This is a genomic window from Streptococcus sp. ALY_208 (genome assembly GCF_058314295.1).
On record NZ_JBZFUI010000004.1, the window covers coordinates 42,099 to 67,133 of the forward strand.

Genomic DNA, 25,035 nt, shown 5'->3' on the forward strand with positions numbered 1-25,035 from the left:
AAGAATGTCGTTTTCTTTTTGTTCCCCTTTCTTTATAATAACGCCATACCGTTAAGAAAGGAACATGTATGAATACTTCAGTTATTGTTGCTCAGGACATTAGAAAAACGTTTAGTAAGACTGTTGCCCTCGATGACATTCGTTTTTCGATTGAAAAGGGTCAAATTTTTGGATTTCTTGGACCTTCGGGTTCAGGAAAGACGACTACAATCAATATTTTGACAGGACAGTTAAGAGAAGATAGCGGTCAGTCCTCAATTTTAGGACGAAATTCCCATAAATTAACAAGTAAAGAATTAGGGAAAATTGGTTTAGTTGGTGATACTACTGGCTTTTATGAAAAAATGACCCTTTATAATAACCTGATTTTTTATGCTAAATATTATGGAATAGATAAAGCTGCTATCGATGATCTCCTCAAGCGGGTTGGTCTCTATGACAGCCGCAAGACAGTTGCTGAAAAACTCTCAACAGGTATGAAACAGCGGATGCTTCTAGCTCGTGCCTTGATGAACCAACCTCGAGTTCTATTTCTTGATGAACCAACTTCAGGTCTTGATCCGGCAACCTCTCAGGCCATCCATGAGCTGATTCTAGAGCTAAAAGAATCTGGGACAACAATCTTTTTAACAACTCATGACATGAATGAAGCGACCTTGCTTTGTGATAATTTAGCTTTGCTTAATGAAGGGAGATTAGTTGAACAAGGGAGTCCCAAAGACCTAATCCGGAAATATAATCAGGACAAGCGAGTTAAATTGAGTTATGAAGACGGCTCAGAAAGAACTTTAGATTTTACTGAACTAGGTCAAGTCATGGTTAATGATGGCGAAAAAATAGTGACCATCCATTCTTGTGAGCCAACATTAGAAGATATTTTTATTCAATTAACAGGAGGAAAACTCAATGATTAGACAATTTACGGCCCTTCTTTGGTTGCGCTGTCAGATTATTCTATCTAATAAAAGTGTTCTCTTACAGGTACTTATGCCTGTAGCCCTGATTTACCTTTACCGGTTTATAATAGACAGTCAGTCCGGTCCAAAGGATCAAATAGGCCTTGCTTATCTAACGCTTTGTATTCCTTTTGCCATTGTCTTAGCTGTAGGCAGCCCAATTCTAACTATTTTAGCAGATGAAAAGGAAAAGAAAACTCTAAAGACATTGTTACTCAGTGGAGTTAGGACTAATGAGTATCTTCTATCGACATTAGTTGTCCCCCTAGTCTTAACAATAGTCTACCTGACGCTTACTCCGGTTATTTTGGATGTACCTATTGATAATTTAGTGAATTATTGGGCTATTGGCGGCCTCACAGCTTTAGCAATTGTACTTCTTTACTTATTACTAGGATTAGTTGTGAAATCACAAGTTATGGCCCAAGTTGTCACGGTTCCGACCATGCTAATTTCAGCTTTCTTACCGATGTTCTCTAGTATGGATAAAACTGCCGCTAAGGTAACAGATTACAGTTTTATGGGATTATTTACCAAATTTTTTACTAAATGGGAAGATTTTTCTTGGCATCGTGCTACTTTACAAACGTCAAGTTTACTTGTGTGGCTCTTGATGCTTTTAGCATTAATTATTGTAGTAGCCAGACAACAAAAGAAAAATTGAGAAAGTGAAATATTGAAAGGAGGTGAAAAGTATGGTGGTTGGAGCAGGTGTAGCTTTTGCTGTATGGGCAGCTAAGCTGTTGGCTCATAAATAAATTAGCCTTTCTATATTAATAGTGATTATAACATTAAATTAAAAAGATTGATTTTGAATTAATAGTCAATGACAAACCCTATTTAATAGGGGAAAGTCACAATAAAATTAAACAAATTTTATTGTGACTCTTCCCTATTATGAGGAGGATAAAAGTGGAGGGAAATATGATTGGATTAAATTTTGTATTTGAAAAAGATGAGTTATTATATTCACTAAAATTATCAACCCAAATGGATAAAAAATATAGTTTGGATTATTTTGATTTTGATAATCAAAGTTTTGAAGACTTTAGTGACTACCTAGAATTCTTAGGGTTTGATAAATATATTTTTATCAGACTTGAAGAAAATAACCGTTTAGAGCGGCTTGCAAACTATTTGCAAGACCAGCTAGATGTAAAAATCGATGTCATTGACATGGATAAGCTTGATAGTCTGCTTGAGGAGTCTAAAATACGGGAAATTAAAGCGGAGTTAGAAAATCATGATTTGTATCATAAACTAGTTGCTCTTGAGACAGGGCAAGTCTTTCAAAATGGATTTAAAGCCTTTAAGACTGCTATTTATCCCAATCTACCCAGAGGTTTATTGAAGCATGTTTTTGCAGATGATCTAGAGAGGTTTGTTTTAGAAAATCGTAATTTATTAAGTCATTTTGCAATTAATAGTGCTGTTTATACAAGTAATAAAGTGGTTGAAGAAAAATGGCCTGTAATTATTAAATCTGTATCAAATTTTGAGAATCTAAGTTTTAAGCCTTTGAATCAAGAATCTTTGGAAAATCTCTTTAAGCAGTTTATAAATTCTGGGCGTGTCAGTTTGACTGATTACATTTCAGATTATGGTGTGTTAACAGGAATTACAAAATTAAATTCTTTATATTTCATGGAAGGACAGTTCTATTTAGATTCTCAAGCGAAAATTAGGCTTGGAAATTCGGGAGATAGTTACCAGCAACTACATAATCAAGCCAGCTTACAATTACCGGAAATCGACAAAGTACCCATAAAAAAGGATGTAAAATATTTACTAGCAGCCTTATTGGAGATCACCTATGTTTACGGGGAAATGGAGTTTATTACCCCATATAATAACTACCAGATGGCAGCAGTTGATTTGCCACTTAGTCAGATGGAGTGGATTGCTTTTAGAAATGATGAGTCACACTTTGTTTTTAATGTTAAAACTGGACGTTTATTCAAAGTTAATGCTTTGGTTACTCAATATCTAGAATATATTATCAAGAATAATGATAGCAATATTGATGATGAAACAATGAGTCAGGTAAAGGAGATGTTGCAAGTTTATGGATAAATCATTAATTTTTAATAAACTTCAAAAAAGAGCGGCAGAATTAGAGATCATTGAAAATCTTTATGAGGATAATATCTTTGCAAATTATTACCGGTCAATTATTAATCAGGATGAATTGCTAGAGGATGATATTGATAGTTATAAAAAATTTTTTGATAAGTCAATGCCTGTTTTAGAGATTGGTAGCGGAACTGGTAGAATTTTTAACCCGTTATTTGAAGAAGGCTACAACATTTTTGGCTTAGAGCCCGCCAAAGAGATGTCAGAGTATATTAGAACAAAGGGGCGCGATAGGATTTACTCTCTTACCATACAAGAAATTGAAAATCTTCCACAAAAAAATATTGAAGTGATTATTATTCCAGCGACTACAGTTTCACTTTTTAGTCACGGAGATTTCTACGATTTTTTGAAGAAAGTTAAAATGACCCAGCCGCATATTAAGAGAATTGTATTCGATTTCTTAAAAGAGAGTTTCTTCGAATCTACTTCCGGCCTTATAAATTCTAGCCAATTAAATGGCGAAAAATTTTACAATGTTAATTTTTTTGATCAAGAAAAGGAACGGATTATTTATAATTTGGTAAGTCCTAAAAAGTTAGGTATTTCTGTAAAATATTCTTATTCATACGAAGTATTAGAAAAGATGTTTAAAAAATTAGGGCTTAACCTGAAACTTGTAGAGGATTTAGACAGTTATGCCATGGTGGAAGGAGTCTTTGATGAGTAATAATTTACTTTTAATTGGGTCAGAAAGTCAAATTTGTCAGGGTTTCTTAAAAAGCTATTCTCAAAATTTTGATCAGATTGTTGGGATAGATTTTCCTAGGAGTTCAAGTAGCTTAGCAAACTACCTTTCTGTTGATTTCCGCCAAAACGATGCTTTCGGAAAGATGGAAACCTTTTTAAAAGAATTAAACCTAACTTTTTCCAGTGTTGTGTTTACTTCTGGTGTCAATTATATGAATGATACTTTTGGAGTTACACTTGAAGATTGGGATAGCACATTTGATGTTAATGTGAGAGCAGCTCTTTTTTCCATGAAGGCAATTTATAATTATCTGTCTGATGAGGTCTCGATTGTGCTTATGGCTTCTCAAAATGGAATTGTCGCTCATGAGCAAAGAATAGATTACGGCCCTGCTAAAAGTGCCTTAATTCAATTAGCCAAAAATTTATCAGTTGATTATGCCAAAATAAAGGATAAGGATATCAGAATAAATACAATATCGCCCTCATACATTATCGGTGATAGGAATAGAGAACTCCTGTCTTCGAGTTTTGGAAAACGCTTATTAGCACGAATTCCCTACAAGAGGTTTGTAACTATCGAAGATGTTAATCAAGCAATGCTTTTCCTTCTAAGCGAAAATAGCAGAGCTATGCGTGGACAAAATCTCGTTTTGGACTATGGTTATACTATTGTTTAGGAGATAGATATGTATCAAACCATTAAAGAATACAAAAATATTCAGTACCAAATTGATGATAGTAGAAGGTGGCTATATAATGTGCGAAATGATCGTATGATTACATCTAACCATCATTTGGAAAAATATTTGACAAATGTTGAAGAGCCTGATAACCCTCTACATGATTTTTATACTTCTCCTTACAAAAGGGGAAAATTGACTAATTTTCATTTGATTAGACTAATTTTAGATAGTTCTAAAATTAATGCCTTTTATAAAATTCCTTTATTTTTAAATAGGTGGTACTTAACATCTTTAATGCTAGTAGTTAGTCTAGTTTTACTACCTCATGTAGCAAGAATAACTTCTGTTGATTTAAGTCATTTTTCACTAGGACGCTTTTCAGCCTGGGATATGGCAGCTATTTATTTTGTGACGACTGTGATAATTCTCCCCTTACATGAGTATGCTCATTTCTCGGTTTATTACAAGTATTTGAAACCTTCTAAAGTTACTTTTGGATTTTCTTTGAGATATTTTTCCATGCCTGTCTTCTTTATCAAAGTGCCCTTTTATAAAACCTTGAAAGGCAGAAAAAAGAATGAATTGGTCTTGGCTGGTGTGAAATTTCAGGTTGCCATTTGGTTTTTCTTAACCTTAGTTGCTCTGTTATATCCATCTAGCTTCTTATTTGGATTAATCATTGTTAATATGGGGCTGATTGTCACCAACCTAGTTCCCTTCTTAAAGTTAGATGGTTATTGGTATCTTAGTAATTTACTTAGAGTAGAAGATTATATGACTTACTTCAAGGATATGTTTTTACGGAATAAAAAATTTAGATTAGATGTTTTTATATTAGGTATAGTAAATTTTCTTATGATAATTTTTTCTTTTATCAATTTTATCTATAGTTTGTTTGATTACTTTATTTAGGAGGGAGGAGAAAATGAAAAATTATGCTCTGTTAAATGGTGCATATAGCAATGAAACCATGTATGACTTTAAACCAGTCAGGGCGGACAGCACTTATTTGTATGATAATCAAAACAGGAAGTATCTTGATTTAAGAAGTGGGTTATGGAATACCTCTCTTGGTTATAGTGATTCTTTGTACCAACGGGTTTCTAGAAGATTTGAGCAGGTGTTAAGTGAAAAGATTCCCTATGTTGATATTCATTCTTTTCAGCATGATATTTACGATGAAGTGGCCCAGAAAATATTAGAATTAACAGGACAGGGTTTTAAGCGAGTCCTTTATACCAATTCTGGATCAGAAAATACGGAACTTTCCTTGAAAATTGCTGATTACATCAATAAAAAAGGCCAACATAACCGAATTTTAACTTTCAAGGATTCTTATCATGGTACATTTTTTGGAGGTATATCAGTTAGTGGTATTGACAAAGATATCAATAGCTCTTTCTATCCTAAATATGGAGAAGTGACCTTTATAGACTACCCTAAATCTGTAAAACAAGAAAAGGATATCTTAGATTATATTGCAAAAGTAGCTTCCTCTTATGATGTTATGATGATTGAGCCTATTTTAGCTTCAGCGGGTGTCTACTTTGCAAGTACAAAGTTTTTCAATTCCCTTTTAAAGTTACTAAGAGAAAATCAAGTCTTGATAGTCTTTGATGAAGTAGCTACTGGTTTTTTTAAAACAGGAACACCATTCTATTTCCAGCAGTTATCTGAAAAACCTGATATTTTATGCCTCAGTAAAGCCATTAATAACGGTATTACTCCTTTTGGTTGTATCTGCGTTAATGAAAGAGTCGACTTGAATTTACAGCAAAATCCAAAAATTATGGAGCATTTCTCAACTCAAAATGGGAATCTTTTGGGGCTAGAATCAGCCAACATTACTCTGGAATATTATATTAAGTCTAGAGAGGTTATAGAAGAAAAGGTAAAAGATATCTCTGATATAATTTCCGGTATCTTAGATTCACGAAACCTATCTTATCGTAATCAAGGACTTATGACTGCGGTTAGGACAGGAAGTAATCAATCTTTTGCAATAATGAAGTCTTTAGAAAAGCTTGGTATACTAACCTATCTTTACGTCAATGAAGAAGAGGAAGGGTTATCTATTATGCCACAGATTAATATTAATTTAAATATTTTAGAAAGAGCTCTCAAATTGATTTCTAAAAAAATTGAAACTCAAAATTCTTTTTAAATCTGGCTTTATTGAAAGGAGGTGAGGCTATGCAAAAAGAAAACTATAAATCTGAGTCACAGATCTTTGAAGAAGTCGCTGTAGAAGAACTACACACTAACTTTGGAAAATTAATTTGGCAAGGGTTGCTGCATCCAGTTATTCTGTAAACTAGTTAAAACTAATTAAATGATTAATCTGATTTTGAAAGGAGGTGATGATAATATGAAAATCGAAGAAAAAGCTTTTCAGTATTTAGAGTTTGAGGAAATTAAGTCTGAAGAATTACATGGTGCCAGTCATGTTATTGCCGGTGGTCTAGGTGTTGCTGCTGGTGTCGGTTTAGGTGTTATAATTGCCACCTAATTAAATTAATAGGATGAATACAACTTAAAAATGAAAGGAAAAATAAAATGAAAGAACAAAACGAACTCAAGATGACCGCTGTACAATTTGAGGAAATTAATTCAGAAGAACTAAATGGAGATGGTTGGTTCGTTGCTGGTGCTATCACAGGCGCTGCTGGTGTTGTCGTAGGTGCCGCTGTCCTCACTTAAAGGAGTCTTATATGATTAATAGCGAGCCCAAAGATTACTTTGAATCGATTTTATTATTAACTGCGGCAACAATCTTAATGCTAGAAACCAACCATTTACTGGTAGCTGTTGTCATGCTAGTATTAACCCTACTACTTTCAATTTTAGGTAGAAAAAAAGTAGTATCAGATCAGAAAGCTTAAGAACAAATGATCAATGGTAAGGAGAGACGATGAATAATTTAGATATCTCAACAACAGAATTTCAAACAGAGGCAATGTTTGAAGAACTTAACGCTGTAGAACTCAATGGTGCTGCTAAAGAGTTTATTTTAGGAGCAGCAGCAGGAGCAGGGATTGCTGTCGCAATTATAACCTAGTTATTGGTTGCATAGCTCCTTAATAGATGATAGATTTAGAAGTGATTTTAAATAAAATAATTTTAATCTCAAATTATCACCTTAATTATTAATATAAAATAAAAGATAGATGAAGGAACAATTAAAGATATAGCTAACTTCATTTATCTTTTTTCTTATGCCAATGCTTTCTTCAAAACTCTCTCTCGTGTGCTGTTTAGTGTGGTTACTTATGGTTTACACGATTGAGGACCTATGAGTTTTTTGTTGCACTTCATTTTACAATCTATCATTATGAAAAAACTCCATAATACTGTAGCAGGTGCCCCACCTACTGCAGTATTATAGAGCTAGTTGTTTATTATTGAGATTATAGAGCTTGATCAACCCCATATAAGCGTTTATGATCAGTATTAAGTATTAGTATATAACCATTCCTAAAAGAGCAAGAGTAGTTAAAACTTTCAACATTTTTTTCAAGTTCATTTTATAAAGACTTCCTTTCATTTGATGAATCTATTCTACCCTAGACTTTTAAAAGTAACAACGACATCGATGTCACCTTTTCATAATGACAACTAAAACACAAAAATATGTTTTTCTGCTAATTTATCCCATCATTGGCCATTTCCATCTTAACATCTGCAACTATGTTAGAATCGCCTAAGATCTCTCCCAGCATCAAGGCTTGCTGGTAGAGTTCTTTGGCCTTTACCTTATCTTTAACGACCTTGATATAGTACTTGGCTTCAAGTTCTAAAAGGGCTGGTTTATAGGTGGGAAGCTGAGCCTTGTCAATAATTTGCTGAGCCTTCTCCAGCAAAGGAAGAAGATTCCGGTAATCATCATGAAGGACATAAACCGAAGAAGCTTCTATAACAGCAATCAAAAATTTAATATTATAAAGTTCATCTGCCATCAGTTCCTGCTTAAGCAATTTTTGCTCAAGCAGCTTGAAGGTTGCCTGATCATAATCCGCTGATTTTCCGCATTTCTGTAAAAAATAACTCATATAAAGGTAGTCATTAAGGGCAAGTGTCTCTTTCTTGAGTACTTGCTCAAAGGCATCCTCGTAAATCTCCTCGATGTTAGGAATATCCTTTTCTTGGAAACTTTCTAGGATATTTTCTGAAAGATCTAAAAAGAGCAACTCATCTTCGGGCAGAATATCAAAGTACTTGTCATAAATCTCTTCGATCAGTTCCTGCTTTTGCTGGACTCTTTCTGTATCAGCATAGATAGGGAACTTTACGATCTGTCCCTTTAATTTCCAGTAATCATCAGGTACTTGAATATCGTTACCATCCAATAGGTCAGCTATTTTACTTCCCAAGCGATTAGCAATGAACTCTAATTTTTCTAGAGTTGGCATGGATTGACCACCTTCAATTCTTTGAAGCTGTCGGATTGTTAGTTTCTCTTCGTCTCCACATACCTCCCCCTGTGTGAGCTGCTGGCGATTTCTTTCAGCTTTAATTCGTCGTCCTAACTCTTCTTTAATTGTCATAAGAGCACCTCCGATTTTGTTTCATATTATGATAATTATATCGTTCTCCCCAATATTTGTACAATATCAAAAACTGGATATGTATAATCACTAATTCACGATAAGATACCTTTACCCGAAATAACTAGACTATCTTTACTAGCAATAATGTACGAGTACATTTCACTTCTTGCAGTACACTAGCTCTCTAATGCTGGTGATAGTATAGCTCTTTTTTAAATTATTAATTTCAGCCTCTATGCCCATTACTGCTCTAAGTGACAAGTCTGTCTTATTTTGTTAAAATAGTGAAGCTAATTTGCTCTTAAAAATAAAGGTAAGACGAGGGAGAAGTGAATGACAGATTATCCAATCAAATACCGTTTGATTAAGAAAGAAAAGCATACGGGTGCTCGTCTAGGTGAGATTATCACACCACATGGCACTTTTCCCACCCCCATGTTTATGCCTGTGGGGACTCAAGCAACAGTTAAAACGCAATCACCGGAAGAACTAAAAGAGATGGGTTCAGGGATCATCCTATCCAATACCTACCACCTTTGGCTGCGTCCAGGCGATGAGCTGATTGCCGAAGCTGGCGGTTTGCACAAGTTTATGAACTGGGATCAAGCGATTTTGACAGATAGTGGCGGTTTCCAGGTCTATTCACTGGCTGATAGCAGAAATATTACAGAAGAAGGCGTGACCTTCAAGAATCACCTCAATGGGTCTAAGATGTTCCTGTCCCCTGAAAAGGCCATTGCCATCCAAAATAATCTGGGCTCAGATATTATGATGAGCTTTGATGAATGCCCGCAGTTCTATCAACCTTATGACTATGTCAAAAAATCTATCGAGCGCACAAGTCGTTGGGCCGAGCGGGGCCTTAAAGCCCACCGCCGTCCGCATGACCAAGGGATCTTTGGGATTGTCCAAGGAGCAGGATTTGAAGATCTGCGTCGTCAATCAGCAGCTGATCTTGTCAGCATGGACTTTCCTGGCTACTCGATTGGAGGACTTGCCGTTGGTGAGAGCCATGAGGAAATGAATGCGGTCCTTGATTTCACAACGCCCTTACTACCTGAGAATAAACCGCGCTACCTCATGGGTGTCGGAGCCCCAGATAGCTTGATTGACGGAGTTATCCGAGGAGTAGATATGTTTGACTGTGTGCTACCGACTCGTATCGCCCGTAATGGGACCTGCATGACCAGTCAAGGGCGTCTGGTTGTCAAAAATGCAGCCTATGCCAAGGACTTTACCCCGCTTGATCCAGATTGCGATTGCTACACCTGTCGTAACTACAGCCGGGCTTATCTGCGCCACTTGATCAAGGCTGATGAGACTTTTGGGATTCGCTTGACCAGCTACCATAATCTCTACTTCCTAGTTAACTTGATGAAAAAGGTTCGTCAAGCTATCATGGACGATAATCTCCTTGATTTCCGTCAAGATTTTATGGAACGCTATGGTTATGGTAGGAATAACCGTAATTTCTAGAGCGAGGAGGAAGCTATGATACCATTAATTGTCGGTGCCTTTATCGGTATGGTTGCTGGCTGGCTGACTAATCGTGGTCAAGCCATGGGCTGCCTTTCCAATATCCTAGCCGGGCTTGTTGGTTCTTGGGTTGGCCAAAATCTATTTGGCTATTGGGGACCAATGATTGCAGGCTATGCCTTGCTGCCGTCTATTTTGGGAGCGGTTATTGTCGTGGCTGTTGTTTCTTTTTTCTTTGGAGAGTAATCTATACATACTAAGAGGACAAGACTCAAGTCAAGTATGATAAGAGTAACTTGTCCTTTTTTATGTTTTAAGACTAAAGCTAGTAAAAGATGAGTCCATCTGGAAAAGGATAAGTCAGAGAAAGTTCTGTCTCAGCTCACTGGTGTAAACCCGATATTAAATAGAGGTTGACACAATAGTTCCCCTATGCTAGGCTAAGAGAAAAAGGAGGCAGTCATGCAAGAGATACATGGATTAGATTTAGACGCAGCCGGACGCTGCCGCCACTATCATAGTGAGCGAGACGTCATAGCTCTGCGTTGTGGGGATTGCCAGGCTTATTATGCCTGCTACCAGTGCCATGACACCTTAGCGGATCATCATTTTAAAGCTATTGATCGCCAGACTAGCCCACTGGTCCTTTGCGGGAACTGTAACAATTACCTTGACTGGCCTGCCTACCATTCAGGTATTTGCCCATTTTGTCAGATCTCCTTCAATCCAAACTGTCAGTTGCACGATAGTATTTATTTTTTCTGAGTGGAGGTACTATGAAACTCAAAGAATTTACCCTCATAGCCTTGATGAGCGCAGTTCTTGTTGTCTTGGGGATGCTACCGCCTATTCCCTTGGGATTTACTCCGATCCCCATCGTTCTTCAAAACATGGGAGTGATGTTGGTCAGTCAGCTACTGAAACCCAAAAAGGCAATAATCTGTTTGCTCTTGCTGTTAGTTTTAGGCTTGGTATTTCCTGTCTTTTCCGGTGGTCATATGACCATGGAAAGACTGGCGGGACCGACAGCAGGTTACATTTGCTCTTGGCTTTTAGTGCCGGGAACCCTGGCTCTATTGAGAAGCATCCTACCTGGTTCTACGTTTGGCTTATCTTTTATCCGCCTATGGTTAGCAGGGGTTTTTCTGGTAGATATCCTAGGAGGTCTCTACCTAGCTGCTTATAACAACTCATCTCTCTACCAAGGATTAGTACTTAGCAATCTGGCCTTCCTGCCCTTAGATACGCTTAAAGCCTTGCTGGCTAATCTTCTAGCACAGAGGCTAGAGCTAAGGATTTATGCGTCAAAGATCGATTGATGTGACAAGGCCACTGGTTGACAAGCCCTAGCAATGATAATAGAATAATAGTACTAAACCTAAAAAGGAGTCTATCGTGAAAACAAGAAAAGAGCTTAAGCAAGAGGCTAAGACCGCTCTGCGTGGAAATTGGGCCTGGGGGATCGGTGTCAGCTTGGTGCCAGCGCTGGTTTTAGAGATTTTAGCCTTATTTCTAGCCAGTGTTGTCGGACTAGTCTATACTCAGGCGCAGAGTCAAGATCAAATGACAGGTTACACAACTGTCAACAATGTGGTTATGGTCTTCTTGATCATGGCATTTTTGAGTGTGGGACTCTTTGCTTTCTTTGGAGCTGTTGGGATTGGAGCAGGTGCTCAATTCGCCTACCTCGATTTAATCCGTGGACGCAAGCGCCCTATCAAACAAGCAGCGACTTATGCTTTCAAAGATGAACGGTTTGACAGCGTTTTTGGTGTCTACTTCATGTCCGCTGTCTTTACGATCTTATGGATGATTCTCCTCATTATTCCCGGCTATATCAAGGCTGTGTCTTACTCGCAAGCTCTTTTCACCCTCAAGGATGACCTAGACCAAGATAAGGGAATTACTTTGACCTCAAACATCACCAAGAGTCGCTTGCTGATGAAAGATCATAAAATGGACTATTTCAAGCTCATTTTAAGTTTCTTGGGCTGGTTTGCCTTGGTTCTTTTGGTCACACTGCCCATATACTATGTTATTGTCCAGCAGATCGAAGCATCCAGTGGTTGGTTAGCTATCATTGCTTGGTCGATCTTACTGAGTGTTTTAATCTATCTGCCAGCATCAATCCTCGCTCCTTATGTAGGGGTAACCATGGCAGCCTTTTATGAGGACTTGCGCCAGCAAGATGTGCCTGAGGTATTGACAAATTTTGAAGAGGAATTGGCCCTTAAGCAAAAAGATTATCGTGAATCCTTACAGGCTTACAATGATAAGCAAGCTGAACGTCGTGCACAAAGATCTGAACGCCTTGAGGAAAAATCATCAAAGAAATGGGAAGCCAAGGAAGCACGTGAAGAAAAACGCCGTGAAAAAGTGGCCAAAAAGCAAGAAGAGCGTGAAGCAAAGCTAGCCAAGGATCCAAAAGCTGCGAAAAGAGCTGAGAAAAAAGAAGCAAGACGCCAAAAAGCGATCGAAAAACTAGAGGCAAAGCAAGCCAAATACAAAAAATCAGCTCCATCTAAAGATACTGCAGGGGTTAAAGATAAAGAAACAACCCAAACAGATGCTTCAAAAGAAAAATCACAGGATACTAAATCCCTAGGTTCGACGACCACGAAACAACCTCAGACTGCTAAGAAAAAGAGCAAGAAAAAAGGGAAAAAACGTAAGAAATAACTAGCATCTAATCAGAAAAATAAAGCTAGCTACTTAAAAACTGAGATCAAGCAGGTCTCAGTTTTTTTCTCTGACTTACACTCTCAGCAGCTGCCTCTTTTATGCTATAATGAAGGAACTAATGGAGGTCAACAATTATGTCAGATTTGTTCGTAAAACTGATGGAACAAATAGAGCTACCGCTTGATATGAGAAAGGATCAAGCGCTTTTGGCTGCCGATATCAAGGAAGTCAAAGTCCATGCTGTTAGTCGACACTGGGAGTTCCACTTTATCTTTGAGAGGATCCTACCGATTGAGATCTATCGTGAGTTGGCTGATCGCCTGGTATCGACATTTGAACGAGCAGATATCAAGGTGACCTTTGATATTGAAGCTAGGACACCTGACTTTACAGATGACCTTTTACAGGCTTATTATGAGGAGAGTTTTAATTATCCGCTGTGCAACAGTGCTAGTTTTCGCTCGTCTTTTGCCAAGCTCAGAGTATCGCACGAAGAGAAGAATCTGATTATTCATGCGCCGAGCTTTGTCGATAATGATCACTTTAAAAAGACCCATCTCCCACGTCTAGAGCAGCAACTAGCCCTATTTGGCTTTGGCAAATTAACAGCTCAGATTAGGTCAGATGAAGCCATGACAGCAGAGCTCCAGCAGGCCTTTGAAGCACGAAGCGAGCAATTAATTGAGAAGGCTCAGGAAGAAAATGCTCAGGCTTTAGCCTCCTTAGAAGCCTCCTTGCCAGAGCGCGAAGAAGCAGCGCCTGTTTCTCCACAGTTTGACTATAAAGAGCGAGCTGCCAAGCGCCAAGCAAGCTTTGAAAAAGCTGAGATTACGCCTATGATCGACATCGAAACAGAAGAAAATCGTATTGTCTTTGAAGGGATGGTCTTTGATGTCGAGCGCCGTACAACCCGTACAGGTCGCCACATCATCAGCTTTAAGATGACAGATTATACCTCTTCTTTTGCTATGCAGAAATGGGCCAAAGACGACGATGATCTCAAAAAATACGATATGATCACCAAGGGGGCTTGGCTGCGGGTTCGTGGTAATATTGAAAACAATCAATGGACGAAATCCCTGACCATGAATGTTCAAGACGTCAAGGAAATCACCCATACGCCACGTAAGGATCTTATGCCTGAGGGGCAGAAGCGAGTGGAATTTCATGCCCATACCAATATGTCAACCATGGATGCCCTGCCTACAGTTGAGGAGCTGATCGATAAAGCTGCAGCCTGGGGGCACCCAGCTGTGGCCATTACCGACCATGCCAATGTTCAGAGTTTTCCACATGGCTATCATAGAGCCAAAAAGGCTGGAATCAAGGCGATTTTCGGTCTCGAAGCCAATATCGTTGAGGACAGTGTGCCAATCACTTATAACGAAGTCAGCATGGATCTTCATGAAGCAACTTATGTGGTCTTTGACGTGGAAACAACTGGACTCTCAGCAGTCAATAATTCCTTGATCCAGATTGCCGCTTCCAAGATGTATAAAGGAAATATCATTGAGCAGTTCGATGAATTTATCGACCCCGGTCATCCTCTAAGTCAATTTACGACTGATCTGACGGGGATTACCGATCAGCATGTCAAGGGAGCCAAGCCTCTCTTGCAGGTCTTGGAAGAATTCCAGGCCTTCTGTAAGGACACGGTGCTAGTAGCCCACAATGCGACCTTTGACGTCGGCTTTATGAATGCCAACTATGAACGTCATGACCTGCCCCTGATCACTCAACCGGTCATTGATACCTTGGAGTTCGCACGAAACCTTTACCCAGAGTATAAGCGTCATGGACTAGGCCCATTAACCAAGCGTTTTCAAGTGGCACTAGAGCATCACCACATGGCTAATTACGATGCGGAAGCAACTGGACGTCTGCTCTTTATCTTTATCAAGGAGGCGCGTGAAAAACGTGGTGTGACAGACCTGGCTGACCTAAATACTAAACTGGTCTCAGAAGATTCCTACAAGAAAGCCAGAATCAAACATGCCACCATCTACGTGCAAAACCAAATAGGGCTCAAAAATATCTTCAAGCTGGTATCCCTCTCCCATGTCAAATATTTTGAAGGAGTAGCCCGTATCCCTAGAACCGTTCTAAATCAATATCGTGAGGGGCTCTTATTAGGAACAGCCTGCTCAGAAGGGGAGGTCTTTGACGCTGTTGTTACCAGCGGTGTGGATAAGGCTGTGGAGCTGGCCCAGTATTATGACTTTATCGAAGTCATGCCACCAGCTATCTATCAACCGCTTTTAGCTAATGATTTGATTTCTGGACAAGAGGGGATCCAGCAGGTTATCCGAGATCTCATCGAAGTAGGAAGAAGGGCAAATAAACCAGTCCTTGCTACCGGTAACGTCCACTATCTAGAGCCAGAAGATGAGCTCTACCGTGAGATTATTGTCCGCAGTCTAGGTCAGGGAGCGATGATTAACCGTCCGATCGGACGAGGAGAGGATGCCCAGCCTGCTCCTCTGCCAAAAGCCCATTTTAGGACGACCAATGAGATGTTGGACGACTTTGCCTTTTTGGGAGAAGACTTGGCTTATGAGATTGTTGTCCGCAACACTCAAGATTTAGCGGAACGCTTTGAAGAAGTCGAAGTGGTCAAAAAAGATCTCTACACGCCTTATATTGATAAAGCAGAAGAGACTGTTGCTGAAAAGACCTATGAAAAAGCCTTCGAAGTTTACGGTAACCCCCTGCCAGACATTATTGACCGTCGGATCGAAAAAGAGCTGACTTCTATTCTAGGGAATGGTTTTGCTGTGATTTATTTAGCCTCACAAATGCTGGTTGATCGTTCTAATAAGCGTGGTTACCTAGTGGGATCGCGCGGTTCGGTTGGATCGAGCTTTGTAGCGACCATGATTGGAATTACCGAAGTAAACCCAATGCCCCCTCACTACGTCTGTCCGGAGTGTCAGTATTCAGAATTTATAACAGACGGTTCAGTCGGTTCGGGCTTTGACCTAGCTGATAAAGACTGTCCTCAGTGTGCTCATCCGCTCAAAAAAGATGGACAGGATATTCCCTTTGAGACCTTCCTTGGATTTGATGGGGATAAGGTTCCTGATATCGACCTCAATTTCTCAGGAGATGATCAGCCAAACGCCCATTTGGATGTGCGTGATATCTTTGGTCAAGAGTACGCCTTTCGTGCCGGTACCGTGGGTACGGTGGCTGAAAAGACTGCCTACGGTTTTGTTAAGGGCTATGAGCGTGATTACAATAAGTTTTACCCAGACGCTGAGGTTGACCGCCTAGCCAGTGGCTCTGCTGGTGTCAAGCGGACAACAGGTCAGCACCCTGGCGGTATCGTGGTAATCCCCAACTACATGGATGTGTACGATTTCACCCCAGTGCAGTATCCTGCTGATGATACATCAGCCGAATGGCAGACCACCCACTTTAACTTCCATGATATCGATGAAAATGTCCTTAAGCTCGATATTCTGGGACATGATGACCCCACCATGATTCGTAAACTCCAGGACCTCTCAGGCATAGACCCCAATGATATTCCTGCAGATGACCCAGATGTCATGAAACTCTTTTCAGGAACAGAAGTACTTGGTGTGACGGAGGAACAAATTGGTACTCCGACAGGAATGCTAGGCATTCCAGAGTTTGGAACCAACTTTGTTCGTGGGATGGTCGATGAGACCCACCCTACAACCTTTGCAGAGCTTTTACAGCTCTCTGGCCTGTCTCACGGGACGGATGTCTGGCTGGGCAATGCCCAAGACCTGATCAAGGATGGAGTGGCGACCTTGTCGACGGTTATTGGCTGTCGTGATGACATCATGGTTTATCTCATGCACGCAGGACTGGATCCTAAGATGGCCTTTAGCATCATGGAGCGCGTGCGTAAGGGGATGTGGTTGAAGATTTCTGAAGAAGAGCGAAACAGCTATATTCAAGCCATGCGAGACAACAATGTGCCTGACTGGTATATTGAATCCTGTGGTAAGATCAAGTATATGTTCCCTAAAGCCCATGCGGCTGCTTATGTCATGATGGCTTTGCGTGTAGCTTACTTCAAAGTACACTACCCAATCTATTACTACAGTGCTTATTTCTCAATCCGTGCCAAGGCTTTCGACCTCAAGACCATGAGTGGTGGTCTAGAAGCGGTCAAAGCAAGGATGGAGGATATCAGAATCAAACGTAAAAATAATGAAGCAACCAATGTTGAAAACGATCTTTACACCACCTTGGAATTGGTCAATGAGATGCTGGAGCGTGGCTTCAAGTTTGGTAAATTAGATCTCTATCATTCTGATGCTGTAGAGTTCAAGATCGAGGGAGACACCCTTATTCCACCTTTTGTGGCTATGGACGGCTTGGGAGAAAATGTAGCCAAGCAAATCGTTGCTAGTCGAGAAGAGGGCGAATTCTTATCCAAGACAGAGCTTAGAAAACGTGGTGGTCTTTCCAGTACCCTAGTCGAAAAAATGGATGAGATGGGTATTCTAGGCGATATGCCTGAAGACAACCAACTCTCTCTCTTCGAAGATTTTTTCTAATAACCAAAAATAAACACTTAAAACTATCAACCCCTGCGGTGATTGGGTAACTCTAGAATAGAGATAAGGAGTCTGGACTTTTTGTTCCAGGCTCTTGCTTTTTTGCTCATTCTGGGCGTTAGGCTTGTAGCCTACTCATAATCATGCTAGAATAAAAAACAGCTATAATTAATAATTAGGGATAAATCGGTTTAAGAGACCTTAAAATGATCTGCAATTACCTACTACAGAGAAAAGAGAGCAAGTAGGCTGAGCAGTGTCCTTAGCTGATCTTAAACAGATAATTGAGGGAGAGTCAATGACACAATTTAAAAATTCAGCGGTCAAGAGCATGGTCGTCATGCGAAAGGCCTTTCGGACTATAGATAATCAAGTATCGACCAGTTTTCGCGACTACAACCTGACACCAGCTCAGTTCAGTGTTTTGGATGTCCTTTACAGCAAGGGTCCTATGCGTATCGGGGAGTTGATCAGTACCATCCTCTCTACATCTGGTAATATGACTATTGTGATCAAAAATATGGAAAAAAATGGATGGATCAAACGCCAAGTCAGTAAATCCGATGGCAGGGTCTATGTCATTTCCTTGACAGATTTGGGGAGAGATCTGATTGAGCAAGCCCTTCCGGCTCACATCAAAGAAGTTGAAGCAGCTTTTGACGTTCTTACTCCGGATGAGCAAGAACAGCTGATTGCCTTACTCAAGAAATTCAAGCCACAAGAGGAACGATGAGCTAATCATTAGACAGTTTAGTTCTTCTATGCTATTATCACTACATAGTAATAATTACCAAAGGAGACAGAATGTCTGTTATCACTAGCCTAAAATCATTTTTGACAAAGAAAGAGGAAATTCCTATGAAAAACATTTTATTTATTGTCGGTTCTTTACGCCAAGGTTCCTTTAATCACCAACTGGCTCAAAATGCTGAAGCAGTCTTGGCTGGGAAGGCAAAAGTAAGCTATCTGGACTGGAAAGATGTCCCGGTTTTCTCTCAAGACTTAGAGACACCGGTTCTACCAGCTGTACAGGCTGTTCGTGATGCTGTCAAAGCAGCAGATGCCATCTGGATCTTCTCACCAGTTTATAACTTTGCCATTCCAGGTTCTGTGAAAAACTTGCTCGACTGGCTCAGCCGTGCAGAAGACCTCTCAGATACGACAGGTGCCTCAGTCCTTCAAGACAAGGTAACGACTGTCTCTATCTTAGCAAACGGAGGCCACGACCAAGTGGCTGAAAGCTATCGTGCACTGATGCCCTTTATTCGGACACAATTCGTCGATCAAGTCACTTATTCAAAAGTCAATGACTCCGCTTGGGCAGATGGAAAGTATGTAGCCAGTGAAGATGTGACAGCAGACTTGAATAAGCAAGCTGATGCCCTCCTAGCTGCTCTAGACTAAGCGCCAAGGGTAATAAAAACGATAATGAGCATAAAAAGGACGGATCGCTTAAGCGGGTCCGTCCTTTTTATGCCAACAATGTAAGCGCTTTAAAGCAATCGATATTATAATACCACAATATTGATCAAAAAAACAGTCTGTAAAATGATTAACAAAAGGGCTACAATGGAAGAGATAAAGAGCATAGTAGTCTTTTAGGAGAGGGAGGAACCAGCTATGTACCGTCACTTGAAACGCCTCTTAGCCTTGCTAGCTTTCTTGTTCGTAGCTGGCTTGGGATTTCTCTTTGTACAGACCAGTCAGAGTGAGGTGCTGGCAGGCTTCCGTGAGGTTGTCACCATTGAACAGTCTACAGTCGGCATCGATCAAAAGCTAGAGACGCTCGCCAAGGAAAACCATCTCGTCCTAGCCCGCCGTATCGTAGCGACTACAGATCAGGGTAAAGGCGGGGTCGAAAACACCTATACGCCCATCGGTTCTGACAGACTACCCTCCTCTCTCAAGCGTCAGACTGATCCCCAGCTAATCAAAAATGCTGGCTATAATACCCTCTATATTATCGTGAGCGGTAAGCTGTCAGCTGAAGAAGTAGCAGAAAAGCTCAATAGCCAAGGAAATGAGGCCTTGGTCTTTCCGACCGAGTACAGTACCGTCCTGCTCAGACTCTTTCTGACCAATCGGCAGATTTGGATGATCATTATAGCTTGGGTGGTAGCCTACATGACCCTAGTATTGGCAGAGTATATCTCCGACATGCGTACTGTTGGCATTCGTCGACTCTCAGGTGAAGGAAAACACCAAATCGCCCTCATGAAGACTGTTCGAGACACGGTTTTTATGGTCCTATCTGCCCTTGTCATCATCGTAGGTGTATCATTGGTCATGCTAGCAGCTGGTCTTTGGTCTTTGACAGGCCTACTCTTAGTCGCCCTGCCAATAGCGGCTATATGCTTACTGTTTGTCATGGTCAATGCCGGCTTATCTAATTTATTTTATTATGTTCTGCAAAAACAACCGATTTACTTATCCATCAAGGGTAAAGCACCTGTTGCCATCATGATGACAGTGGTGCTTGCCACTCAGGCTGTAGCCATAGCTTCTGTTATGTATTGTTTCTTTGGGATGACTAGGATTGATAAAGACTTATCCCTCCTAGAAACAGGTCAAAAAGTATGGCAGGAAAATAAAGACTACTATAGCTTAGCGACTCTAGAAGGAAGTGAAACAGTCACACAAGAAGATTACAAATCCTTCTATGAGGAGTTAGAAAAATCAGTCACCATCCTTTACCGAGAAAGTAATAGTGATGATATTGCTATTTCGGACAGCTCAGAAGCAGGTAGTTATGAGCCGACTGAGGAGTCGATTTCCAATGTCCTCTATGTCAATCCTGCCTTCATCAATCACTCTGACCTGTCGCTAAGTCCAGAATCCGAGGACAAGCTAAACAGCATGAAGGAAAACGATGAGCTGATCTTGATTCCGCAATCGCAAAAAAATAACTACAGTTCACTCAAAAAACAATGGACTCGCTTTGAAAAACATGGATTTGCCTCCAATGAGGTCAGCCAAATCGCTAAGGGCGCCGAGGTTTTAGCCGGTCTATACGATGGAGGAGCAGTCTTTACTTACCCTATTTTTGATGATGGTGGAGGTACCCAATCTATCTCTGTTGACTCCTTTAGAAAAGATCCCATCATCATCGTCAGAAAAGTTGGTATGACCGACAGTCTAGTCGATCCAGGAGATATGCTGGTTGACCATCCAGAGACCGTTATCAGCCTGATTCAAAAACACAAGATGACGACAGAATTTGGCAACCTGACTAACGGTTTTGAGTCGATCCAGGCCAAGGAGGCAGCCTATAAGCAAGATAAGAATCTCTTACTTATAGCAGTAGGTGTGAGCTTGGCGACTTCCTTTATGCTGATGATCCTAGTCAATATCATCTATTTCTATCAGGGACGCCGAGAATTCTTTATCAAGAGATTGGCAGGCATGTCGCTTCTGTCTATGCACAAGACCTACCTCTTGAGTCTCAGCCTAGGTGCCCTAGTCATGTATATAGGAGCCTTGCTCTTGAAGCTACCGGGTTCAGTCACCTTGGTACCTCTGATCTATCTTCTTGTGGCAGTAGGATTATTTAGTGTCCAGCTCCATCATGAAAATCACTCTAATATTAGTTATTTGAAAGGAGAATAGCATGATTGACTTGCAAGGGATAAAAAAGGCCTTCGATGATCGTGTCATCTTTGACAATATAGACATGTCCTTTGATGCGGGACAGTCCTATGCCCTGATCGGCCAGTCAGGCTCTGGGAAATCAACTCTCCTAAACATCATTGGAAAACTAGAAAAGCCAGATGCCGGCAAGGTACTTATCAAAGGACGTGAACTCTCAGCTATAAGGGAAAAAGAATACTTTAAAGACTATATCAGTTATTTATTCCAAAATTTTGGTTTGATCGAAAATCGCACCATTAAAGAAAATTTAGAGTTGGCTTTTGTCGGAAAGAAGCTCAAAAATAGTGAAAAACTCACTCGGATGAAAAATGCACTAAAACGTGTCAATTTACAAGTAGAGCTCAACCGCAAAATCTTTTCCCTATCAGGGGGAGAAAGCCAGCGTGTTGCCATCGCTAAGACGATTTTAAAGGATAGTCCGATTTTGTTAGCGGATGAGCCAACAGCTGCTTTAGACCAAAAAAACAGTCAAGAAATCATTGATCTGATTCTAGGCATGCAAAATGATGATCGTCTGATTATCATAGCTACCCATGATCCCAATGTATATGAACGCATGGATCATATTATTCAAATTGGAAAGGAAGTCCTAGTATGAAACTAAGAGGTGGATTAACCAATATTTTCTTACAACTCTTGATGACTATATTTTCAGGATTCATGATACTAACGCAGATGGGAGCCATGAGACAGCCTTCAAAATTATTGATCCAGCTGATCTGTATCATGAGTATTATCTCTTTGATCCTAGCGATTTGGAATTATGTCAAGGAGGATAAGGATTAAGTGTCCTTCAACCCACCAGAAATCTAAAAAAGCTCTTTGTACCTACTCAGGTACAAAGAGCTTTTTATCTATAGAGATCAGCCTGCTTATTCTAAAATAAGCAAACCATCTTGAATGGCGAAGGGATCTTCTTTATTGATACGGTCGTAGAAGAGGATACCATTGGTATGGTCGATCTCATGTTGGACGACCATTGAGTTGTAGCCACGCAATTTGATCTTTTGTGGCTCACCCTTCTTATCGATATACTCGACTGTGATCCGTGAGTGGCGAACGACATAACCCGGAACATCACGGTCAACAGACAAGCATCCCTCTCCATCTCCCAGTGCAGCGTTTTGGACGGAGTGGGCGACGATTTTAGGATTGTACATAATCTCCTCTAAGCTGTAGGGATTTTCTGGGGGATTCCCATTTTCATCCTCTGGATTTGGAACCAGAACAGCGATGATGCGCTTAGAAATATCTAATTGAGGCGCTGCTAATCCGACACCTCCCCGCAAGCCCATCTTTTCAGCCGTGACAGGATCTTGAGAGTTTTTAAGAAACTGCATCATCTTTTCCCCTAGGATGATATCTTCATCAGAAAGAGGGAGTGTGACATCTTCTCCTGGTTGGCGAAGGGTAGGGTTCCCCTCACGAATAATATCGCTCATGTCGATCAGGTGATGAGCTTTGATGATTTTATCTTGTGCAGACATTGATTTCCTCCTTTATTGTAAAAGTCAAACCACAGATATGGCAAGGCTTTAGCATGGTTGTGATTAACTTTAGTATAGCACGAAAGCAAGCAATGATAAAGTCAGAAGTCGCAAAAGAAATCCCCCCCTAGTCTTGAATGACCAGCTCTTTCAGTGCTGATCGATCTGTGATGACATAGGTCCGAAAGGCAGTTTTTTCGATCATTCTCTGATCCTGTAACGCCTTGATCACCCGGCTCAAGTGACGATAAGAGGTACCAAAAGTATCAGCTAGCACACTGGGAGCCAGCTGGATGGAACCATCTACCTCATGGGATAGTAGGTAGGTAGCCAGCCTTTCTTTGACGGAGTAAGCGATATTGGTTGAGGAGATACGGTTTTGCTGCTCAAGTTTCTGCGCCAACTGCCGTCCCATCTGATAGAGAAAAAGGGGGTCCCTAAAGAGCTGATCCCGGTGCTGCAAGGGCAGTTGAATGACGATACTAGGCTCCAAAGCGGTAACAGACGAGACACTATCTTGCTGGTTCATAAACTCAATATCTCCGATCAAGGTAGGCTGCTGGATGGTTTCGAGAATATGCTCCTTACCGTTGAAGAGACGGCGAACAATCTTGATATGGCCCTCGATAAAATAATAGAGGTAGCCTAGCGCCTCTCCTTGCTGACAGATAGATTCTCCCTTATCGTAGCAAACTAGCTGGAGATGAGAGAGATAGTGCTCCGGAAAAATACGATCAAGCTCATACTCTGTGATATAATCTTGGAGAGATTTTGACATGATAGGCTCCTTTTGAGAGCGGGACAAAAGCCCAAACTCGTTAGTATTATTATGGATTTATTAGATTTGCGCAGTGGTTGATTTTGTTGTCCCTACTTTTAGGACATATGTCCTATTTTCTCAATTTGATTTTCATTATACTTGATAAGCACAATAGATTCAAGAATTTAAACGAATGGAAGTTATCATGAAGTCTACAATGGAAAAAATCAGCCTGCTAGCTCTATCTCTCATGCTAGTATCAACCTATGCCATCTCGCCGGCCTTACCGGAGATGATTGCCTACTATAGCAAGCAAGGGATTGCGACAGCCCAGATCGAACTCTTAGTGTCACTGCCTTCCTTTGCCATTATCGCCGTCCTCCTAGTGACGCCCCTGCTCGGTCGTTTCTTATCGGAACGATTGATGATCGTCACTGGTCTCTTGCTCTTGGCTCTAGGAGGGAGCTTTCCTGTCTTTGTTCAGACCTATCATCTCGTTGTCATGGCCCGCCTGCTTATGGGAGTTGGGATTGGCTTGATCAATGCCCGTGCCATCAGCATGATTAGCCAACGCTTCAAGGGGCGTGAGCGGATCAAGATGCTGGGCTATCGTGGTTCAGCAGAAGTGCTGGGCTCAGCCCTACTGACCTTCCTAGCTGGGCAGTTGCTGGGCTTATCTTGGTCAGCAACCTTTATCCTCTATGCCTTTGCCCTGCTTATCCTGGCTCTTTACCTGCTCTTTGTTAGTCAACCCCAGTCAGCTGAACAATCTTCTCTTAAGGATGTAGCCCTATCCCAAGAGACTTCCCGCCTCAGTGTCAAAGAGCGCATCTATATCATGGCCATGGCCTGCTATGCAGGCTTTGTAATCCTGATCAATTCCATCAATACCTTGCGCATCCCAGTTATCGTTGACCATTTTGGCTATGCTAGTGCCCAAGCTGCTAGTATAATTTTGAGCCTGATGATGCTGATGGGGATCCTATCTGGTGCAGTTTTCAGCAGCCTGGTTGCTTGGTGCAAATCCTATTTAATGAGCCTGGTTGCCATCGTTTTAGGTCTTGGTTTGCTCCTCATGTGGTTGGCTGATAGTGTTTTACTACTCGGTCTCGGTGCTCTGGTGACAGGATTTGTATATAGTCTAGGGGTAACCTTTGTATTCAATCATGTCTCAGAGCATATGGCAAAAGAAAAGCTTCATACGGCAACCACCTTAGTCTTGCTGGGCTGTAATTTAGGAGGTGCCCTAGCACCAGTAGTCATGGGAGTTTTCGCTAGATTAAGCCCATCCTTGATAGCTCCCTTCCTTATTTTGGGGATAGCTAGCCTGCTCTTAGGGCTCTGCCTCCTAGCTCAGGCCCTACGAGGCAGAAAGCAAACCACTCCAAGATCAGAAAGATCTTAACTAAAACATACTAAAGAGACTGGATCCTGC

26 protein-coding genes are annotated in these 25,035 nt (G+C 40.7%); 23 read left to right on the forward strand and 3 right to left on the reverse strand.

Translation table 11 applies throughout. The features are described 5' to 3' along the window. Positions 1 to 68: 68 nt before the first annotated feature. The 11 genes from AC4HAI_RS04835 to AC4HAI_RS04885 all read left to right on the forward strand — a co-directional run bounded on the left by AC4HAI_RS04835 (position 69) and on the right by AC4HAI_RS04885 (position 7,523). Positions 69 to 914: an ABC transporter ATP-binding protein gene (locus AC4HAI_RS04835; protein WP_491078540.1), complete on the forward strand. Its 846-nt coding sequence runs from the start codon at positions 69 to 71 to the stop codon at positions 912 to 914. Then, positions 907 to 1,620 carry an ABC transporter permease gene (locus AC4HAI_RS04840; RefSeq protein ID WP_491078539.1) on the forward strand — a complete coding sequence of 238 codons (714 nt, stop codon included), beginning with the start codon at positions 907 to 909 and terminating at the stop codon, positions 1,618 to 1,620. The genes AC4HAI_RS04835 and AC4HAI_RS04840 overlap by 8 nt, the downstream gene beginning before the upstream one ends. A 248-nt stretch (positions 1,621 to 1,868) precedes the next feature. Next, on the forward strand, positions 1,869 to 3,029 hold the full coding sequence (locus tag AC4HAI_RS04845; RefSeq protein ID WP_491078538.1) for a hypothetical protein: 1,161 nt from the start codon (positions 1,869 to 1,871) through the stop codon (positions 3,027 to 3,029). Then, positions 3,022 to 3,759: a methyltransferase domain-containing protein gene (locus AC4HAI_RS04850; protein ID WP_491078537.1), complete on the forward strand. Its 738-nt coding sequence runs from the start codon at positions 3,022 to 3,024 to the stop codon at positions 3,757 to 3,759. Before AC4HAI_RS04845 ends, AC4HAI_RS04850 begins: the two co-directional genes overlap by 8 nt. Continuing rightward, a complete protein-coding gene (locus AC4HAI_RS04855) occupies positions 3,749 to 4,459 on the forward strand; it encodes an SDR family NAD(P)-dependent oxidoreductase (protein WP_491078536.1) in 711 nt (236 codons plus the stop codon). Before AC4HAI_RS04850 ends, AC4HAI_RS04855 begins: the two co-directional genes overlap by 11 nt. A 9-nt stretch (positions 4,460 to 4,468) precedes the next feature. Then, the gene (locus tag AC4HAI_RS04860; protein ID WP_491078535.1) at positions 4,469 to 5,377 is read left to right on the forward strand and encodes a hypothetical protein; all 909 of its coding nucleotides are present in this window, start codon (positions 4,469 to 4,471) and stop codon (positions 5,375 to 5,377) included. Between the two features lie 13 nt (positions 5,378 to 5,390). Further along, positions 5,391 to 6,629 (forward strand): aminotransferase class III-fold pyridoxal phosphate-dependent enzyme, encoded by a 1,239-nt coding sequence (locus AC4HAI_RS04865; RefSeq protein WP_491078534.1) that lies wholly within the window; start codon positions 5,391 to 5,393, stop codon positions 6,627 to 6,629. A 168-nt stretch (positions 6,630 to 6,797) separates the two neighbouring features. Then, the gene (locus AC4HAI_RS04870; protein WP_491110649.1) at positions 6,798 to 6,974 is read left to right on the forward strand and encodes a hypothetical protein; all 177 of its coding nucleotides are present in this window, start codon (positions 6,798 to 6,800) and stop codon (positions 6,972 to 6,974) included. Between the two features lie 47 nt (positions 6,975 to 7,021). After that, on the forward strand, positions 7,022 to 7,165 hold the full coding sequence (locus AC4HAI_RS04875) for a hypothetical protein (protein ID WP_491078532.1): 144 nt from the start codon (positions 7,022 to 7,024) through the stop codon (positions 7,163 to 7,165). A gap of 11 nt (positions 7,166 to 7,176) precedes the next feature. Then, positions 7,177 to 7,347 carry a hypothetical protein gene (locus AC4HAI_RS04880; protein ID WP_491078531.1) on the forward strand — a complete coding sequence of 57 codons (171 nt, stop codon included), beginning with the start codon at positions 7,177 to 7,179 and terminating at the stop codon, positions 7,345 to 7,347. 29 nt (positions 7,348 to 7,376) lie between these two features. Then, positions 7,377 to 7,523: a hypothetical protein gene (locus tag AC4HAI_RS04885; RefSeq protein ID WP_491078530.1), complete on the forward strand. Its 147-nt coding sequence runs from the start codon at positions 7,377 to 7,379 to the stop codon at positions 7,521 to 7,523. Between the two features lie 583 nt (positions 7,524 to 8,106). Here AC4HAI_RS04885 and AC4HAI_RS04890 read toward each other — a convergent pair. Further along, complete coding sequence (locus AC4HAI_RS04890; RefSeq protein WP_491110650.1) at positions 8,107 to 9,009, reverse strand: helix-turn-helix domain-containing protein; 903 nt, start codon at positions 9,007 to 9,009, stop codon at positions 8,107 to 8,109. Between the two features lie 336 nt (positions 9,010 to 9,345). Here AC4HAI_RS04890 and tgt point away from each other — a divergent pair, with 336 nt between their 5' ends. The 11 genes from tgt to AC4HAI_RS04945 all read left to right on the forward strand — a co-directional run bounded on the left by tgt (position 9,346) and on the right by AC4HAI_RS04945 (position 22,139). Further along, on the forward strand, positions 9,346 to 10,488 hold the full coding sequence (gene tgt / locus AC4HAI_RS04895; protein WP_491078528.1) for a tRNA guanosine(34) transglycosylase Tgt: 1,143 nt from the start codon (positions 9,346 to 9,348) through the stop codon (positions 10,486 to 10,488). 15 nt (positions 10,489 to 10,503) lie between these two features. Further along, the gene (locus AC4HAI_RS04900; protein WP_491110651.1) at positions 10,504 to 10,734 is read left to right on the forward strand and encodes a GlsB/YeaQ/YmgE family stress response membrane protein; all 231 of its coding nucleotides are present in this window, start codon (positions 10,504 to 10,506) and stop codon (positions 10,732 to 10,734) included. 216 nt (positions 10,735 to 10,950) lie between these two features. Further along, complete coding sequence (locus AC4HAI_RS04905; RefSeq protein ID WP_491110653.1) at positions 10,951 to 11,253, forward strand: CHY zinc finger protein; 303 nt, start codon at positions 10,951 to 10,953, stop codon at positions 11,251 to 11,253. Positions 11,254 to 11,264: 11 nt separating this feature from the next. Next, positions 11,265 to 11,807 carry a biotin transporter BioY gene (locus AC4HAI_RS04910; RefSeq protein ID WP_491110655.1) on the forward strand — a complete coding sequence of 181 codons (543 nt, stop codon included), beginning with the start codon at positions 11,265 to 11,267 and terminating at the stop codon, positions 11,805 to 11,807. A gap of 76 nt (positions 11,808 to 11,883) precedes the next feature. Beyond that, positions 11,884 to 13,167 carry a DUF975 family protein gene (locus tag AC4HAI_RS04915; RefSeq protein WP_491110657.1) on the forward strand — a complete coding sequence of 428 codons (1,284 nt, stop codon included), beginning with the start codon at positions 11,884 to 11,886 and terminating at the stop codon, positions 13,165 to 13,167. 137 nt (positions 13,168 to 13,304) lie between these two features. Further along, on the forward strand, positions 13,305 to 17,705 hold the full coding sequence (locus AC4HAI_RS04920; RefSeq protein WP_491110658.1) for a PolC-type DNA polymerase III: 4,401 nt from the start codon (positions 13,305 to 13,307) through the stop codon (positions 17,703 to 17,705). 298 nt (positions 17,706 to 18,003) lie between these two features. Further along, positions 18,004 to 18,438: a MarR family winged helix-turn-helix transcriptional regulator gene (locus tag AC4HAI_RS04925; protein ID WP_491078522.1), complete on the forward strand. Its 435-nt coding sequence runs from the start codon at positions 18,004 to 18,006 to the stop codon at positions 18,436 to 18,438. Between the two features lie 125 nt (positions 18,439 to 18,563). Then, positions 18,564 to 19,109, forward strand: a complete 546-nt coding sequence (locus AC4HAI_RS04930) for an NADPH-dependent FMN reductase (protein WP_491110659.1) — start codon at positions 18,564 to 18,566, stop codon at positions 19,107 to 19,109. A 216-nt stretch (positions 19,110 to 19,325) separates the two neighbouring features. Beyond that, positions 19,326 to 21,311, forward strand: coding sequence for a DUF1430 domain-containing protein (locus AC4HAI_RS04935; protein WP_491110660.1), 1,986 nt, complete (start codon positions 19,326 to 19,328; stop codon positions 21,309 to 21,311). 1 nt (position 21,312) lies between these two features. Then, positions 21,313 to 21,951: a putative bacteriocin export ABC transporter gene (locus tag AC4HAI_RS04940; RefSeq protein WP_491110661.1), complete on the forward strand. Its 639-nt coding sequence runs from the start codon at positions 21,313 to 21,315 to the stop codon at positions 21,949 to 21,951. Next, positions 21,948 to 22,139: a hypothetical protein gene (locus tag AC4HAI_RS04945; protein ID WP_491110663.1), complete on the forward strand. Its 192-nt coding sequence runs from the start codon at positions 21,948 to 21,950 to the stop codon at positions 22,137 to 22,139. The genes AC4HAI_RS04940 and AC4HAI_RS04945 overlap by 4 nt, the downstream gene beginning before the upstream one ends. 86 nt (positions 22,140 to 22,225) lie before the next feature. Here the strand turns inward: AC4HAI_RS04945 and def are convergent, their stop codons facing one another. After that, positions 22,226 to 22,840: a peptide deformylase gene (gene def, locus AC4HAI_RS04950; protein WP_491078516.1), complete on the reverse strand. Its 615-nt coding sequence runs from the start codon at positions 22,838 to 22,840 to the stop codon at positions 22,226 to 22,228. Positions 22,841 to 22,967: 127 nt separating this feature from the next. Continuing rightward, positions 22,968 to 23,621 carry a Crp/Fnr family transcriptional regulator gene (locus tag AC4HAI_RS04955; protein ID WP_491110767.1) on the reverse strand — a complete coding sequence of 218 codons (654 nt, stop codon included), beginning with the start codon at positions 23,619 to 23,621 and terminating at the stop codon, positions 22,968 to 22,970. Positions 23,622 to 23,805: 184 nt separating this feature from the next. Here AC4HAI_RS04955 and AC4HAI_RS04960 point away from each other — a divergent pair, with 184 nt between their 5' ends. Next, the gene (locus tag AC4HAI_RS04960; protein ID WP_491110665.1) at positions 23,806 to 25,005 is read left to right on the forward strand and encodes an MFS transporter; all 1,200 of its coding nucleotides are present in this window, start codon (positions 23,806 to 23,808) and stop codon (positions 25,003 to 25,005) included. Positions 25,006 to 25,035 lie beyond the last annotated feature (30 nt).